We start from the raw sequence: 16,332 nt of genomic DNA, 5'->3' as shown, positions 1-16,332 counted from the left end.
AGGAACAAGTGATGTTTTTTCATACAGGCAACGCTTTTCTCAGGTAAAGTTTCGTTCCTTCAATTTGCGGGTCAGGGTATTACGGCCCCAGCCAATTTTCAGCGCCGCTTCCTGCTTGTGACCATGGCATACGGCCAGCGCAGTTTTGATCAGGCGGGTCTCCAGCTGGGCCTGTACCTGAGGCCAGATGTCTTCTTTGCCCTGATGGAGCTCTTGTTCCAGCCAGTTTTGAAAGGCATCCAGCCAGTCACCTTCAATGGCATCCACAGCGGTAGCTTTGATTGGCTGGTTCAGCTCTTCTGGCAGGTCAGCGACATTGATGACATCACCAGGTGCCATCACCGTTAACCAGCGACAGCTGTTTTCAAGCTGACGCACGTTACCTGGCCAGTGAAATGCCTGCATAACCTTGAGCGCTTCGGTTGTTAGTATCTTGCAAGGGACTTTTAACTCTTTGGCACTGCGTACGAGAAAGTTCTCACTCAGTTTGGCAATGTCTTCTCGGCGCTCACGCAGCGGCGGCAGCTTAAGCCGAACGACATTCAGGCGGTGGAATAAGTCTTCGCGAAACTCCCCCTGTTCTACCAGGCGCTCCAGGTCCTGATGGGTGGCCGCAATGATCCGCACGTCGACCTTAACGCTGTGATGGCCGCCTACCCGGTAAAACTCGCCATCTGCCAGCACTCTGAGCAGGCGGGTTTGCACATCCAGTGGCATGTCGCCGATTTCATCCAGAAACAGCGTACCACCATTAGCCTGTTCAAACCGTCCCCGACGTATGCTGTCTGCACCGGTAAAGGCGCCTTTTTCGTGGCCAAAGAGTTCAGATTCAACGAGGTCTTTGGGAATGGCTGCCATATTCAGTGCGATAAACGGCTGCTCCCGGCGCGGACTGTGGTTGTGCAAAGCGCCAGCCACCAGTTCTTTACCTGTGCCCGACTCTCCGTTGATCAATACGCTCATGCTGGAGACCGAGAGTTTACCGATGGCCCGGAAAACCTCCTGCATGGCCGGCGCTTCACCAATGATATCGGGCTGTTTGGCATTGTTGCTGGGGCGCTTCGCTTTGTTATTTTGTGAGCTGGCCTGATAAGCGCGCTCCACCAGAGAGACGGCTTCGTCCAGATCAAACGGCTTGGCGAGATATTCAAACGCCCCCTTTTGAAAGGCATTGACCGCCGAATCCAGATCGGAATGGGCAGTCATGATGATGACTGGCAGGTTGGGGTGTTGCTCTGCGATTTCTTCCAGCAAGGCCATACCATCTATGCCGGGCATTCTGACATCTGAGATCAATACTGCGGGTTGATCATAGGTCAGCGCGGTGAGTACATCCTGGCCATTAGAGAAACTCTCAGTTTGAAAGTCTGCACGCGCCAGCGCTTTTTCCAGAACAAAGCGAATAGATGCATCATCATCGACAAGCCAAACATTTTTCATGGTGTGATCCCACTTCTCAAAATAGGTTATGAACGCACGTCACAAGACGCGTTTATGCTTCAAAGGGCAGGTAGATGGCAAACTCAGTATGGCCAGGCCAGCTGTCGCAATCGATGAAACCATGGTGTTGCTCGACCAGTGTTTGGGCAATAGACAAGCCTAATCCAGAACCACCTTCCTTGTTGGTTACCATAGGGTAAAACAAGGTGGCCTGCATTTCCTGGGCAATGCCGGGGCCGTTATCTGTGACCCTGATCTGCAACGCTTTTTTCATCAGTTGCTTACCGCGTCTGATACGATGACGGATCCGGGTTGACACTTTTATCTCGCCTTGCTCACCCAGCGCCTGTTGTGCGTTGCGGATAATGTTTAACACCACCTGCTGGATTTTGGCTTCATCCATAACCACATCCGGAATGCTCGGGTCATAGTCTTTGACCAGGCGGATCCCAGCGGCCCCATCGAGTTCACTGAGCCGGATCACCGACTCCAACATACGATGGACATTACAAGGCTCTTTGCGAGGCAATTCGTTAGGGCCCAGTAGCCGGTCTACCAACTCGGTCAGGCGATCCGCTTGCTCAATAATTAACTCTGCGCATTCGTCCCGCTCTTCCTGCTGCACTTCATACTGCAATAATTGCGCCGCTCCTCGGATCCCACCCAACGGATTTTTGATTTCGTGTGCCAGGCCGCGGATCAAGTTGCGGGCAGCCTGATATTGGTGGGCCTGATTAAAGGCCTGATCGAATCGCAGTTCTTCATCGATACGGCGACATTCTAGTTGGATAAATGCCCGGTTTTGGAACATAAAACGACGTGCAAACAGGTTTAGTGTGCTGGCGCGATTATCGATGAAGACCACGTCAACCTTGTGTTGCTGGCAATCGACACCGTCTTCCAGTACGTAACGCTGAAGCCGCTTCATGTCGATCATATGGTGATGAAAAATCGCTTCGAATGGCTGATTTAGTAAGCGTTTACTGCCCAGGCCAAGGAGTTCGCTGGCGCTGTTGTTGGCAAAATAGATGGTGAGGTCTTCGGTCAGTAAGATCACTGCAGTGGATAGATTTTGCCATAATTCATGTATTAATTCTGAGGAGGGTTGTGCCATATTGGATCGCCTTGCACCAAGTTGGTGCACAGCAGATTAGCACACCTATTATTATAATCAACGGTTGAGCACGCTGGCGCGGTGCAGAAAAAAGGTGGTTACTGCACTTTGGGCAACCAGCTTGCCTTTGTCATTAAATACTTTCATTTGCAATTTGTGTTCCCCTCTGGGCACATCGCGTAACGCAAAAGATGCTGTGGTTTGTTTGGGCCCGGTCGCTTTGCCATCAAGAAACAGCTGAACCTGAAAACCATTTGCAAAGCGCGGTGTCACCAGGCCATTCACATACACGCTACCGCTGTTTTCACGTAGCGTTTGCTGATCGCTTGGGGCTGTAATTTTTGCCTGATAAGAAACGGTGGGCGTGGACTGTGTGGGCGTTAAAATACTGGTGTCAGTCGCTGGCATGGTGAGCATATTGGTGCTCAATTTGACCTTCTCAGAGCCTTTTTTTGGCACATCCGAATAGACCCAGTTACCATTTTCGTCTTTCCAGCGGTAGACTTTTTGATCTGACACAGCACTTGCGCTGTACACCAAACAGAGAATCACCCAATAAAGCCGCAACACGATTTCACCTTGCTTAAAAGACACACATTACCAGCTATAACTTTAGTGCTTTTAGCGCAAGTTTACCATTGCACCGGCATGAAAAAAGCCCGCATTGCGGGCTTGAGAACACATATGATTTAAGAGCGCAGAGTCAGCCTGTTCTTTCACGACCAGCGGACTGATCAGTGAGTGAATGCAGCTGAAATAAGCATTCCGGATCGCGCAGTGTGTCAGCTGTAACAGCTCACACACACCAGAACACTGAAAACCAGCTTATACGCTGTAGTACATTTCGAACTCAACCGGGTGAGTTGTCATGTTCAGCTTTTCAACTTCCTGAGATTTCAATGCGATGTACGCGTCGATCAGGTCGTTAGTGAATACGCCACCTTGGATTAGGAATTCACGGTCTGCGTCCAGAGAGTCCAGTGCTTCTTGCAGTGAAGAGGCAACGGTAGGGATCTCTGCAGCTTCTTCAGCTGGCAGGTCGTATAGGTCTTTGTCCATTGCATCGCCAGGGTGGATCTTGTTTTTGATACCATCAAGGCCTGCCATCAGCATGGCAGAGAATGCCAGGTAAGGGTTGGCAGTTGGATCCGGGAAGCGGACTTCAATACGACGTGCTTTTTCAGACGGGACAACCGGAATACGGATTGACGCAGAACGGTTACGTGCAGAGTACGCCAGCATAACAGGTGCTTCAAAGCCAGGTACCAAACGCTTGTAAGAGTTAGTTGAAGCATTGGCAAACGCGTTGATGGCTTTAGCGTGCTTGATGATACCACCGATGTAGTAAAGCGCGTCTTCAGACAGGCCGCCGTACTTGTCGCCAGCAAAGATGTTTTTACCATCTTTACCTAGTGACTGGTGACAGTGCATACCTGAACCGTTGTCGCCAACCACAGGCTTAGGCATGAAGGTCGCCGTTTTGCCATACAGGTGTGCCATGTTGTGGATAACGTACTTCATTTCCTGAATTTCGTCAGCCTTGATAACCATCGTATTGAAGCGCGTTGCGATCTCGTTCTGACCCGCTGTTGCTACTTCATGGTGGTGTGCTTCTACAACCTGACCCATTTCTTCCAGAACAAGACAGGTTGCACTACGCCAGTCACCTGACGAATCAACGGGTGCAACCGGGAAGTAACCGCCTTTGACGCCAGGACGGTGGCCCATGTTGCCTTCTTCGTAGCTTTTATCTGAGTTCCAGCTCGCTTCTTGCGCATCAATCTTGTACATAGAGCCAGACATATCTGTTTTGAACTTGACGTCGTCAAACAGGAAGAATTCAGGCTCAGGACCGAACAATACTGTGTCAGCAATGCCGGTAGAACGCATGTAGTCTTCAGCACGTTTTGCAACAGAACGCGGGTCACGCTCATACCCTTGCATAGTTGAAGGCTCAAGCACGTCACAACGTACAATCAGAGTGGTCTCTTCTGAGAAAGGGTCTAGCTTAGCAGTCGTTGCATCTGGCATCAGTACCATGTCTGATTCGTTGATGCCTTTCCAACCTGCGATAGATGAGCCGTCGAACATTTTGCCATCTTCAAAGAAGTCTTCATCGGCCTGGTGATGAGGAATAGAAACGTGTTGCTCTTTACCTTTAGTATCCGTGAAACGTAAATCAACAAATTTAACGTCATGTTCTTTAATAAGATCTAAAACCGATTGTGACATGTGTCCTCCGACTCGTAGGGTTATATTTTGTTGCAGTGCTCTGCATTTGCGCACTACTAAGCGTTATTCGTGCCAATTTTTTAACTACATGTTTATAAAGGGTTTAGTTTATATCTAAACAAATAAAAAACAGTTTTGCACTAATTTGGTGCGTTAAGAATACTGTTGATGCACCATGTGGGTGCGTTATGCACGGTTTTAATCTAGCACAGTTGAAACCGTATCCTGCGGGTCAGAGCGTATTTTATTTCTCGTTGCGGTGGCAAGCTAGATGGACAGGATAAAAGTGCCTGCATGCAAGTGCACAGACCCGATGAGTCGTATCTTGTAAGTGCATAGTGCCGGAGCTTGCTGTGATATGTCAGAGTGCGACCAGTATGAGCAAAGGCGGTGAGCAAGGTTTCAGAGTCGCTTGGCCTGAGCGGCGTTGTCGTCTCAATAGTCACCTTTTTTCAGGATGACGCGAGCCGTCATACTGACTTCACGCTTGTCTGTCAGGATTAAAAGTTGTGGCCGGATCAGGGGGTTGGTGCTCTGGTGCAAACTTGTTGCCTTAATGACAGTCCTTACTGTTTGTTCTCTTCTGAGTCGGTTCATTGGGCGCAGACAATTGCGTGTTTAGGCATACTGAGCAGAAAAAAACGCTGGATAAACTTTCATCTGTCACATTATTAGGGGATAATACGCGACCTTTAATTGTGGATCGGCATCTTAGGTGCGCATTTTTGCGCGATTCGACTAGGATCACTGAGGGCCAACTTCTCTGAGTAAAAATATGAGCATTGAAAAGTTAAGAAATATCGCGATCATCGCGCACGTTGACCATGGTAAAACTACCCTAGTCGATAAGCTGCTGGAACAATCTGGCACATTAGAGACACGCGGTGGCAACGAAGAGCGTGTCATGGACTCGAATGATATTGAAAAAGAGCGTGGCATCACCATCCTGGCGAAAAACACGGCCATCGAGTGGAATGACTACCACATCAATATCGTAGACACCCCGGGACACGCCGACTTTGGTGGTGAGGTAGAACGTGTACTTTCAATGGTTGACTCAGTATTGCTACTGGTTGATGCCCAAGAAGGTCCAATGCCACAAACGCGTTTCGTAACGCAAAAAGCATTCGCGCTGGGTCTGAAACCTATCGTTGTTATCAACAAGATCGACAAGCCAGGCGCACGTCCTGATTGGGTTATGGATCAGGTATTTGACCTGTTCGATAACTTAGGCGCGACTGACGAGCAGCTGGACTTCCAGGTTATCTACGCATCAGCGATTAACGGTTGGGCGACATTAGACCTGGACGAACCGTCTGACAACATGCAGCCTATGTTCGAAGCTATCGTAGAGCAAGTTGGCCAGCCGGATGCAGATCCAGAGGGTGACTTCCAGATGCAGATCTCTCAGCTGGACTATAACTCATACATTGGTGTAATCGGTGTAGGTCGTATCAAGCGTGGTACCGTTAAAGTCAACCAGCAGGTGACTATCGTTGGTGCTGATGGCACGACACGTAACGGTAAAGTCGGTCAGGTTCTGACGTATCTTGGTCTTGATCGCCACGAAGCGCAAGAAGCACAGGCGGGTGACATCATCGCTATCACAGGTCTGGGTGAGCTGAAAATCTCTGACACTGTGTGTGATGTAAACGCAGTAGAAGCGCTACCTGCGCTATCTGTTGACGAGCCGACAGTAACCATGACCTTCTCTGTAAACACGTCACCGTTCTCTGGTCAGGAAGGTAAATTCGTTACTTCACGTAACATTCTTGAGCGTCTTCAGGCGGAACTGGTACACAACGTTGCATTGCGCGTTGAAGAAACTGATAACCCGGATAGCTTCCGCGTATCTGGCCGTGGTGAATTGCACTTAGGCATCCTGATTGAAAACATGCGTCGTGAAGGTTACGAGCTGGCAGTATCTCGTCCAGAGGTAATCCTGCGCGAAGTAGACGGCCAACTGGAAGAACCGTATGAGACCGTGACGGTTGACGTTCAGGAAGAGCACCAGGGCTCAATTATGGAGCAACTGGGTCTGCGTAAAGCAGAAATGACGGACATGGCACCAGATGGTAAAGGCCGTATCCGTATGGACTTCGTGATGCCTTCTCGTGGCCTGATCGGTTTTCAGACTGACTTCATGACGCTGACTTCAGGTTCTGGTCTGATGTACCACACGTTTGATCACTATGGTCCACACAAAGGTGGTAACATTGGTCAACGTAAGAACGGTGTACTGATTGCAAACGCGGCTGGTAAAGCGCTGACTAACGCCCTGTTCAACCTGCAAGACCGTGGTAAGTTGTTCATTGGTCACGGTGTAGAAGTGTACGAAGGGATGATCATCGGTATTCACGCACGTGATAACGACCTGACTGTTAATGCCCTGAAAGGTAAGCAGCTAACCAACGTACGTGCATCTGGTACTGATGAAGCGCAGAACCTGGTTCCGCCAATCATCATGACGCTTGAGCAGGCACTTGAATTCATCGATGACGATGAGCTGGTAGAAGTAACACCAGAAAGCATCCGTATTCGTAAGAAGCTACTGACAGAGAGCGAGCGTAAGCGCGCGAGCCGTCAGGCCAAGTAAGCAATTACTTGTCGAATACTAGAAAACGCCGCATTCGCGGCGTTTTTTTGTTGCTGCTCTCGGCAAGAGGGCTTTTATTTCTTCCGGTTCATCGTCATTGCAAATGACCTGAGTAGAAAATAGCGCTGGGATCCAGCACCAGGCTCAGGTGTTTTTCTTGTTTTATCTGCCCTTTATTCACCGTGCGGATTAATCTCTGTTGCTGCAGTTGGCAAGATCAGAATAACCCATAGGCTTCTGTTTCTTCCGGTTCATAGTCTTGTAAGTGATCCGGACGGAAGATGGCGCTGGGGTCCAGCACCAGGCTGTGATGCTCTCCTTGTTTAATCAGCCCTTTCATCATCTTGCGCGTTTGAGGGTCAATTTCAAATCCCATACTGGTCATTTCGTGTAGGGATTTGATGTCTGATTCATCGCAGTGAATATTGTCTTCTACCTGGTCAACTAACAAACCAATATGTGGGCGCTGACCATCTTGCGTGGTGAAGACAATGATGGGCTTATGGTCGAGAATGATTTGGTCGCGAGCCGATTCAAACAGCCGGATCAGCTTCATAAAGGTGGTGGATTTTTCTTTTTCCAGTAATCTCAGAGCCTCGGTTTTATCGCCCTTGGCATTGATGGTGAGCAGTTTGTCAGCCAGTGCATGGAGCTTATTATGTGGCTCTTCAAAGCGCGCCAATAGCGTACGCAGGTCATCGTTGTCGGTTTTAAAACTGTAGTACCACTTACCAAAAGCGGATTGCTTTGGGTCCTTGGCCTGGGTAAAAGGCTGATCGTTGTATATGCAGCGCTCCAGCTCTGCCAGCCAGGCTTTTTGATCTTGCTCTCGCTCCTGCAACATAGTGACCAGAGACTTGTTAATGTCGTAGGAAGACTGGTTATTTAAGATTAAACCTAAGTCAAAGATGGGGGTGGGTGTGCCCATGTAGTCTTTGACGCCCATAAAGCTGGGATTATCATTGGGCAGAGAGGTGAGGTTACCTTCGTAGCGCTCGGTCAGCAGGATATCCAATATTTTTAATGAAATGGTTTTTTTCCCTACCCGAAAATTGATTAAGTCCATGTCTGCCTCTGTACGTTAACTTGATGTCCTAAGCATAGACATTATTGAAAGTAAGATCGATACACGCGGGGTTTATTCTCAGTGTCAGAGAGGCCAAAAATCGTGCGTATCGCCGGGTCTTTTTCCAATACCTGCTGCATTGCGTTGGCCAGGCACGCGCGCGTGACCGGCCTGGGGCAGTAGTCGAGCGCTGAAATAAAAATGGCGGCGTTGAGAAACCCTTCAAAAATCTGCGGACTGGTTGCTAAGTGTTGTTTGTGAATCAAAGAGCGAAATAACGCACATAATTGCGCCTGGCACTTGCTTGGGTCGGGTACCACTTCGCTGATCATCAGCGCTGGTTTGCTGGTCAGCTGGGCAAACAGCGCGGTGGAAGAAGTGAAAGAGACACCGGTAAAGGTGCCTTTAAAACCCCGGTGCATCGCTTTATCAATAAAAAGCGAGAGGGGCTGATAAGTGCCTATCATCGCCACGGCTGTGACTTCATTGCGCATGATCACCTTTAGGGCTTTGTTGATATCGGCACTGTTGCGCCGAAAGCGGGCCGTTACTTTGGGTTTGAGGCCCCTGGCGGTCAGTGCCTGACGAAAGCTTTTTTCCAGCGTCAGGCCAAACTCGTCGGCCTGGATCAACAGGGCAATGGCTTTATGTCCTTGTTCATCCACCAGGTAGCGAACCTGCTCATTGGCTTCATCCAGATAGCTGGCTCGCCAGTTAAACACCGGGTAGGGGGTGTTGAAGCGCAGAAAGTCTGCTCCGGTAAAGGGCACCAGGAAAGGGAGCTGATGATGCGTCAGGATTGCCTGAATAGCGTGTGCCGTAGGTGTGCCCATGTTGCCAAAGAGCGCCATGACTTTATGCTGATCAATCAGGTAACGGGTATTTACGACGGTGCGGGCGGGCTCATAGCCATCATCCAGTACCATCAGTGACACTTTGGGGTGGGACCTGTCTGGCAGGCCATTGGCATACTCAAAATACAGCTGGGCGCCTTGTTTGAGTTGCTGGCCAATGTCTTTGGCCGGTCCGCTCAGGGCAACCGACATGCCAAGCTTGAGCACCTCGTCAGCGATAAGCTTAGGGCTGCTCAGCAGAGCGATGCAACAACTCAGGATTGAGATTAATTTCAGCATGTACTTCCGTCACTATTGACCGCAAAGCGGCTTGTCGTTGTTTTTTTGTAGCCAGGTCCAAAGCATCATCTAATACTTTTGGTGGGTGACGTTGTAATAATAGCCGAATCGTTGTGACTTGGGAACTGGCTGATAATCGGTCCAACAGCACAGGATGATTGCGACACAGTGTGCTGATCAGGGCCGCGATTTGTTGCTCTCCTGCTGTGGTGTGTGCAAAGTAGTTTAGCTGTTGCACCAGCACAGGGTCGGGCTCGTTTTGTGGCAGGGTTTTACATAGCTCGATAACCAAAGCACAGGAAAAGTCACGATATAACTCACTGAGTTGATTGAACAGCAGATGCTTAAACCACTGTTGTAGCGGCTCAAGCGCAACGTTCTCAGTACAGGGTTTGATCACCAGGACAGCAAACTCACCGCTGGCTTTATCTTGTTTAAAGCCCAGTTTGACGGGCCGATACTGGTGGTGCTGCCAGAATCGGAGTAATTGCGTGTTACAGCCAAAACTGCTGCCGAAATAGTCAACCTGGCCACTCAGTTGCTGCTCGGCAAAGCGCAATAACTGGCTGCCAATCTGTTGTCCCTGTTGGTGTGGTGACACGGCGATCCGTACCACCCGCGCCCCGCGTTTTTGTGCCAGTTGTGCATTACCGGTTAGTTGCGCAAGTTGCTGTGCCATTAAATGCCCGGCAGGACGCCGCGTTGCTGCCGCAATATCCACACTGAGTGCGGCATCAAAGTCACCTTCCAGTTTTAGCAGACACACCGCCACCACTGTCCCTTGCTGCCGGGCAAGGTATAAACGGTTATGCGGGCTGTCGAGCAGCTGGCGCAGATCGTTCACAGATGTTTGATAATGTGCCAGGACCAATAAGGCAAACACCTGAGACAGAGTATCCTCATCCTCTGCTAACTGTGCGCCCGAACAAGCGCTGAATGCTAAGGGAGCTGTTGCTGTGTACGAACGTTGATAGTCACAATCCAGTGCAAATAGCTGACGTAACAGGGCTTCGAGCGGATCCCGTTCGGCATAGCGGATCGGCTGACTGAGGGATAAGCTCAGGTGCTGTGGGTGGGTGTGTGTAAGCTGCCTGGCAAAGCGCAGCGTATAGCCCCGGCCATTGCCTTCATAGCCAATCAGAGTACTGGAAAACACCACTTTGGGGTAGGCTTTAAGTAATGCCATGAGTACCGGTACTGGGATTGCGGCGGCCTCGTCAACCAGCAGCACATCACAGCTAGGGCGTTGTGCAAGCAGTTGATCAGGAGGCATAAAACGCAGGTTGGCAAGCTGATTAAGTTTGTCGGTAACCGATTTATCCAGCGCGGCACCGAGATGGACAAAACTGTTGTGAACGGCGCGGCGTTGCTGCGCGCATAACACAAAACTCAGCTCGGGCAAGCCAGCTGCCAGTCTGCCAAGCAGCGAGGACTTTCCACGGCCACGATCGGCACTCAGTAATACGGGCCCGGGAGTCGGTTGCTGTAAGTGAGCGGTCAGCTGCGTGAGGGCACGGTGTTGCTCACTGAAATCCAAAGTGGCATACGGTGCATCATAGTGTGGTGGCAGTAAGTCACCCTGTGATTGACTGATCTGCCATACAGAAGTTCTGTTTAGCAGTGTTTGCCAACGTTGCAGGTAGGGGCTGGACTGCGCGGTTTCGTTATAGGACAGCCAGCGCTCAAGTGCCGGATCGCACCAGCTTTGCCACTTTGATAACTCCGGGGAGAGCACAATCAGCACGCCACCGGCTTGTACTGTGCCTGCGGCGGCGGCGAGAGTATTCGGTACTAGCCCGCTGAACAGGTCATAGATGACAAAAGGGTATTCCTGGCCCAGTACCTGATGCAAATGCTCAGGCCAGCAAGCTCCGGGCAGCCTTGCGTGCTGGCTCAGCACTAATGCCGTATTTTGCATAGCAGGGAACAGGCGCTGTACTTCAGTGTAGCTCCAGTCTTGCTCGCCGCTGATCAGGAGTAGTTGGCGATGTCGGGCCTGCCCAAGCTGTGAGAGCAGGCTCGTTAGTTTAGAGTGCTTGCAATCTGGCATAGGCAGTGACCAGCCACTTGCTGCCGACATCGTCAAAATTGACCTGAATTCGTGACTGTGCGCCGTTGCCTTCATAGTTGAGTACCGTGCCGGCACCAAATTTAGCATGTAATACGCGCTGACCGAGGCTGAAACCGCTGTCTTCAAATGCTGCATGGCTCACCGAGCCGCTGAAACGACCACTAGGCGCTGGGCGTGAAACTTGCGTCTTGATGCGAATTTCTTCCAGGCAGTCTTCGGGGATTTCACGCAAAAAACGTGACGGGCTGTGGTATTTTTCCTGACCATACAGGCGGCGGCTTTCCGCATGACTGATGTAAAGTTTTTCCATGGCCCGGGTCATGCCTACATAACACAAGCGGCGTTCCTCTTCGAGACGGCCAGATTCTTCGTGGCTCTGCTGCGAAGGGAACATGCCTTCTTCTACGCCCACCATAAAAACCAGCGGGAACTCGAGGCCCTTGGCCGAGTGCAGTGTCATCATTTGCACGGCATCTTCGTGTTCATCGGCCTGACCTTCGCCAGATTCCAGTGAGGTATAGGCTAAGAAACCTTGTAGTGGCGAGGTGAACTCTTCTTCAGCGGGTAAATCAAACTGACCACAGGCGTTGATCAATTCCTCGAGGTTTTCTACCCGGGCACGGCCTTTTTCACCTTTCTCGGCCTGATACATGGCCAGAAGACCTGATTGCTCTATGGTGGTTTTGGCTTGATCGGCCAGTTCGAGCTCCATCAGTTTGTCGTCCAGCTGTTCAACCAGTTCAATGAAGCGACGAATGACGGTGGCGGCGCGGCCAGCCAGGTGGCCTTGCTCCAGCACAGCTTTGGCCGCGTACCACAGGGGGAGCGACTCGGCCCGGGCACAGTCTCGAATATGGCTCAGGGTTTTATCGCCGATACCGCGTGCCGGGGTATTAATCACCCGTTCAAACGCAGCGTCGTCATTGCGGTTGCTGATCAAACGCAAATAAGACAGGGCGTCTTTGATCTCCTGACGTTCGAAGAAGCGCATACCGCCGTAAATGCGATACTTCAGGCCTTCCTGTAGCAAGGCTTCTTCCAGCACCCGAGATTGGGCGTTACTACGGTAAAGCACGGCACAGTCGCTCAGCGCGTTACCGCCCTGAAGCCAGGACTTGACTTTACCAACCATAAAACGGGCTTCGTCCAGCTCGTTAAATGCGGCGTATACAGAGATAGGTTCGCCCTGATTGCCGTCGGTCCAGAGGCTTTTGCCCATACGCTCAGCATTATTCTGGATCAGCGCGTTAGACGCTTTCAATATGGTGCCGGTGGAGCGGTAGTTTTGCTCAAGGCGGATGGTTTGCGCGTCGAAGTCGGTTAAGAAGCGTTTGATGTTCTCAATCCGTGCGCCTCGCCAGCCGTAAATGCTTTGGTCGTCATCGCCCACTATCATGATGTTGCTGTCGCTGCCGGCGAGTAGTTTTAGCCATAAATACTGAATGCTGTTGGTATCCTGAAATTCGTCGACCAGCATATGGCGGAAGCGTTGCTGGTAATGGCGCAGCAGCGTCGGGTTTTGTTGCAGTACTTCGTAGCAACGCAGCAAAATTTCGGCAAAGTCGACCAGACCGGCACGATCACAGGCATCCTGATAGGCAGTATACACCTGCAACATCAATTGCTCGTTGACGTCATGAGCGGTGATGTCTTTTGGACGTTGGCCTTCGTCTTTGCGCGCGCTGATATACCAACTAAGTTGCTTAGGTGGCCACTTTTTGTCGTCGATGTTCATCGACTTCAGCAGACGTTTGATCATTCTCAGCTGGTCGTCGGAATCCAGGATCTGAAACGATTCTGGCAGCCTGGCTTCGCGGTGATGGGCGCGCAAAATACGATGCGCTAGGCCATGGAACGTGCCGATCCACATGCCACCGACCGGGTTTTGCAAGGTCTCTTCGACCCGGGTACGCATCTCTTTGGCGGCTTTGTTGGTAAAGGTCACGGCAAAAATGCTGTACGCGGAGGCCTGCTCAACCTGCATGAGCCAGGCGATGCGATGTACCAGCACCCGGGTTTTGCCCGAGCCTGCGCCCGCTAATACCAGCATATTTTGTAGCGGTGCGGCAACCGCCTCACGTTGTTTGTCGTTTAAGCCATCAAGTAATTCTGATACGTCCATCTTTGCGCCCATCGTCTTTATTCAGCGCAAAGTATACCTAGGGCAGGGCACAAAGCCCAGTTTGGTGCGGGTATTTTGCACATAGTTAAAATTAACCATTTGAAAAATATAAGGTTTAATTTTTACTTAACCTGTTTTTATATACAGTTATTGATTCAGTACGTCTTTCAGTCGACGTTGCATTTCATCAACCAGTCGGTCCGGCTGAAATTTAGATAAGAAAACATCACACCCCACCTTCTCTACCATGGCTTTGTTAAAGCTGCCACTGAGCGAGGTATTGAGCACGATATAGAGGTCTTTTAGGCGGCTATCGTTACGTATTTCATAGGTTAGTCGGTAGCCATCCATAACTGGCATTTCAGCATCGGTGATCACTGCCATGAGTTCTTTGTTCACGTCTATGCCCTCATCTGCCCAGTGTTGGAGCAGCTTAAGGGCTTCGTGGCCATCGGTTGCGGGTAGCACTTCGATGCCCAGCTGAGCCAGCGTATCGGAGACCTGACGACGTGCCGTGGGAGAGTCATCCACATGCAAAATCTTGCGGCCCTGAAACTCGTTGATGATAGTTTTGTCGAGGATATTTTCGGGGATCACCACGTCGTACGCAATGATCTCGGCCAGCACCTTCTCGACGTCAATGATCTCTACCAGTAACTCCTGGTCGCCGCGCTTGAGCTTGGTCAGTGCGGTGAGGTAATGGTTGCGACCCACTGAGCGCGGGGGCGGCATGATATCAGACCAGGTGGTGTTAACTATCTGGTCGACTTTGCCCACCAGAAATGCCTGAATGGTTCGGTTATATTCGGTGATCACCAGATTGCTGTCACTGTCGTATTCACAATGCGGCATGCAGATCGCCTGGCGTAAATCGATCACCGGGATAGACTCACCCCGAATGGTAGTAACACCGGCTATTTTCGGATGGGCATTGGGCATCTTGTTAAGATGTGGCAACTTAACGACTTCTTTGACTTTAAACACATTGAGTGCAAACAGATGTCGGCTGTGCAAATGAAACAACAGTAGCTCGAGGCGGTTTTCTCCCACCAGTTGTGTGCGTTGATCAACGGATGCTAATACTCCGGCCATAAAGCTACCCTAATATATGTACCTTCCCTCAGTATATACTTATTAGTAAATAAATTAATACTTTCTGTGCGCACAAATTGAGCCCAATCAGGCTGAGTCAAACAATGGCGTTCGGCAAGTGCCACACAGAGGGTTATCTCAGTTGCATAATCCTGATTATTCAGTATGGTAAATCAGAGACTTGCAATATAGGAATGACAATGCCTTTGCTATTTAAGCGTTTGTTGTTGGTATTACAGACGCACATTGATCAGGCCAGTTGGCCACTGATTGGACTGGCGACTGTGTTGCATATGTGCGTGACCTGGGCATTGCTCTGGCTGGCACAGGAGCACGCATTATTGCCTGTCAGCACCTATATCTATTATTACGTCGTGACCACATCGACAGTGGGTTATGGTGATTTTAGTGCCACGACCGACCTGGGACGCTGGGTTGTGGCCTTATTTCAAATCCCGTTGGGTCTGGCGTTGTTTGGCATTTTGCTGGGCAAAGTTGGGCAACTAATTACAATTTGGGTAAAAAGAGCAATGAAGGGCGACAAAGACTATTCACATCTGAGCGATCATATCATCATTTTTGGCTGGCATGCGACACGCACTGAGCGCATGATTGAGTATATTCTGGCCGACAATAAACGCATCGAGCGGCGTATTGTGTTGGCTGTGTGTGACGAAATGGAACACCCGTTGCTGCGTTTTTCCGAGGTGGATTTTGTGCGTTTGTTGAGCTTTACCGATGATCAGCAGTTGGTGCGCACTGGGTTAGCCTATGCGGATAAAATCATTGTTGATGGTCAGGACGATGATCAAACCTTTACGACTGCGCTAAAACTCAGTCCGATGGTGAAAACGGCTGCGCACATCAGTGCTCATTTTAATGATGAAACCAAGGCCCAGTTATTACGCCAGCATTGTCGCAATGTGGAGTGTTCGACGGCGATGTCAGCAGAGATTCTGGTGCGTTCGATGCAGGACCCGGGATCAAGTCGTATTCAGGAAGAGCTGCTCTCCACCCTGCATGGCGACACGCAATTTAGTTTGCAGCTGCCGAAGTCATTAACAGCGTTGACGTTTGGTCAGCTCTTTATGTATTTCAAAACGCATCATAATGCGATTTTACTGGGGGTGGCACGTGACCTCAGTGGTCGTGATATGGATCTAAACCCACCGTTGGATTACGCACTGCAGGGGGGCGATGTGTTGCATTATATTGCACCACAACGCGTACTTCACAGTGAAGTGAACTGGGAGCGAGTATGACAGATCAATTGTTGCTATTGATGGGGGCCTTGTGCTTGTATTTGCTGCCGATAGGACTGGTTGCTGGCAGCAAACGCACTCGGGGTCATGAGAAAAATGGCTGGCTGATCGGCACTTTGCTGTTTTCCTGGCTGGCGCTGATCTTGTACTTTTCTATGATCCCCAAAGGAGGAAAGCAGAAAAAGCGTTAATATATCTGTTTCC

General features: G+C 50.3%; 12 protein-coding genes. 3 read left to right on the top strand and 9 right to left on the bottom strand.

Annotation, left to right across the window (positions count from 1 at the left end):
* Positions 1 to 39: 39 nt before the first annotated feature.
* The 4 genes from ntrC to glnA form a co-directional block, all read right to left on the bottom strand.
* A complete protein-coding gene (ntrC, locus tag IY568_RS15550; protein ID WP_125563014.1) occupies positions 40 to 1,440 on the bottom strand; it encodes a nitrogen regulation protein NR(I) in 1,401 nt (466 codons plus the stop codon).
* A 52-nt stretch (positions 1,441 to 1,492) separates the two neighbouring features.
* Positions 1,493 to 2,554: a nitrogen regulation protein NR(II) gene (glnL, locus tag IY568_RS15545; RefSeq protein ID WP_125563015.1), complete on the bottom strand. Its 1,062-nt coding sequence runs from the start codon at positions 2,552 to 2,554 to the stop codon at positions 1,493 to 1,495.
* 57 nt (positions 2,555 to 2,611) lie between these two features.
* Positions 2,612 to 3,148 carry a DUF4124 domain-containing protein gene (locus tag IY568_RS15540; RefSeq protein ID WP_171045038.1) on the bottom strand — a complete coding sequence of 179 codons (537 nt, stop codon included), beginning with the start codon at positions 3,146 to 3,148 and terminating at the stop codon, positions 2,612 to 2,614.
* 231 nt (positions 3,149 to 3,379) lie between these two features.
* Complete coding sequence (gene glnA / locus IY568_RS15535; protein WP_010386144.1) at positions 3,380 to 4,786, bottom strand: glutamate--ammonia ligase; 1,407 nt, start codon at positions 4,784 to 4,786, stop codon at positions 3,380 to 3,382.
* Between the two features lie 775 nt (positions 4,787 to 5,561).
* Between glnA and typA the strand changes: the two genes are divergently transcribed.
* Positions 5,562 to 7,382: a translational GTPase TypA gene (gene typA, locus IY568_RS15530; protein ID WP_049863695.1), complete on the top strand. Its 1,821-nt coding sequence runs from the start codon at positions 5,562 to 5,564 to the stop codon at positions 7,380 to 7,382.
* Between the two features lie 217 nt (positions 7,383 to 7,599).
* Here the strand turns inward: typA and IY568_RS15525 are convergent, their stop codons facing one another.
* The 5 genes from IY568_RS15525 to IY568_RS15505 all read right to left on the bottom strand — a co-directional run bounded on the left by IY568_RS15525 (position 7,600) and on the right by IY568_RS15505 (position 14,866).
* Positions 7,600 to 8,448, bottom strand: a complete 849-nt coding sequence (locus IY568_RS15525) for a chemotaxis protein CheW (protein ID WP_010386146.1) — start codon at positions 8,446 to 8,448, stop codon at positions 7,600 to 7,602.
* Between the two features lie 41 nt (positions 8,449 to 8,489).
* The gene (locus IY568_RS15520) at positions 8,490 to 9,581 is read right to left on the bottom strand and encodes an ABC transporter substrate-binding protein (protein ID WP_138537844.1); all 1,092 of its coding nucleotides are present in this window, start codon (positions 9,579 to 9,581) and stop codon (positions 8,490 to 8,492) included.
* Positions 9,526 to 11,706, bottom strand: a complete 2,181-nt coding sequence (locus IY568_RS15515; RefSeq protein WP_194868032.1) for a GNAT family N-acetyltransferase — start codon at positions 11,704 to 11,706, stop codon at positions 9,526 to 9,528. Before IY568_RS15515 ends, IY568_RS15520 begins: the two co-directional genes overlap by 56 nt.
* Entirely contained in the window at positions 11,609 to 13,774 is a 2,166-nt protein-coding gene (gene uvrD / locus IY568_RS15510; protein ID WP_194868031.1) for a DNA helicase II, read from the bottom strand. Before uvrD ends, IY568_RS15515 begins: the two co-directional genes overlap by 98 nt.
* Positions 13,775 to 13,921: 147 nt before the next feature.
* A complete protein-coding gene (locus IY568_RS15505) occupies positions 13,922 to 14,866 on the bottom strand; it encodes a chemotaxis protein CheV (RefSeq protein WP_010386153.1) in 945 nt (314 codons plus the stop codon).
* Between the two features lie 200 nt (positions 14,867 to 15,066).
* Here IY568_RS15505 and IY568_RS15500 point away from each other — a divergent pair, with 200 nt between their 5' ends.
* Positions 15,067 to 16,128 (top strand): potassium channel family protein, encoded by a 1,062-nt coding sequence (locus tag IY568_RS15500; RefSeq protein WP_125563023.1) that lies wholly within the window; start codon positions 15,067 to 15,069, stop codon positions 16,126 to 16,128.
* Positions 16,125 to 16,319 (top strand): hypothetical protein, encoded by a 195-nt coding sequence (locus IY568_RS15495; RefSeq protein WP_010386157.1) that lies wholly within the window; start codon positions 16,125 to 16,127, stop codon positions 16,317 to 16,319. The genes IY568_RS15500 and IY568_RS15495 overlap by 4 nt, the downstream gene beginning before the upstream one ends.
* The last annotated feature ends 13 nt before the right edge of the window (positions 16,320 to 16,332 follow it).

Origin of the sequence: Pseudoalteromonas sp. PPB1 (assembly GCF_015356275.1) — a bacterium.
Lineage (GTDB): Bacteria > Pseudomonadota > Gammaproteobacteria > Enterobacterales > Alteromonadaceae > Pseudoalteromonas > Pseudoalteromonas rubra_D.
The sequence above is the reverse complement of the archived record's forward strand: the minus strand, read 5'-3'. Positions and strand labels throughout refer to the sequence as shown.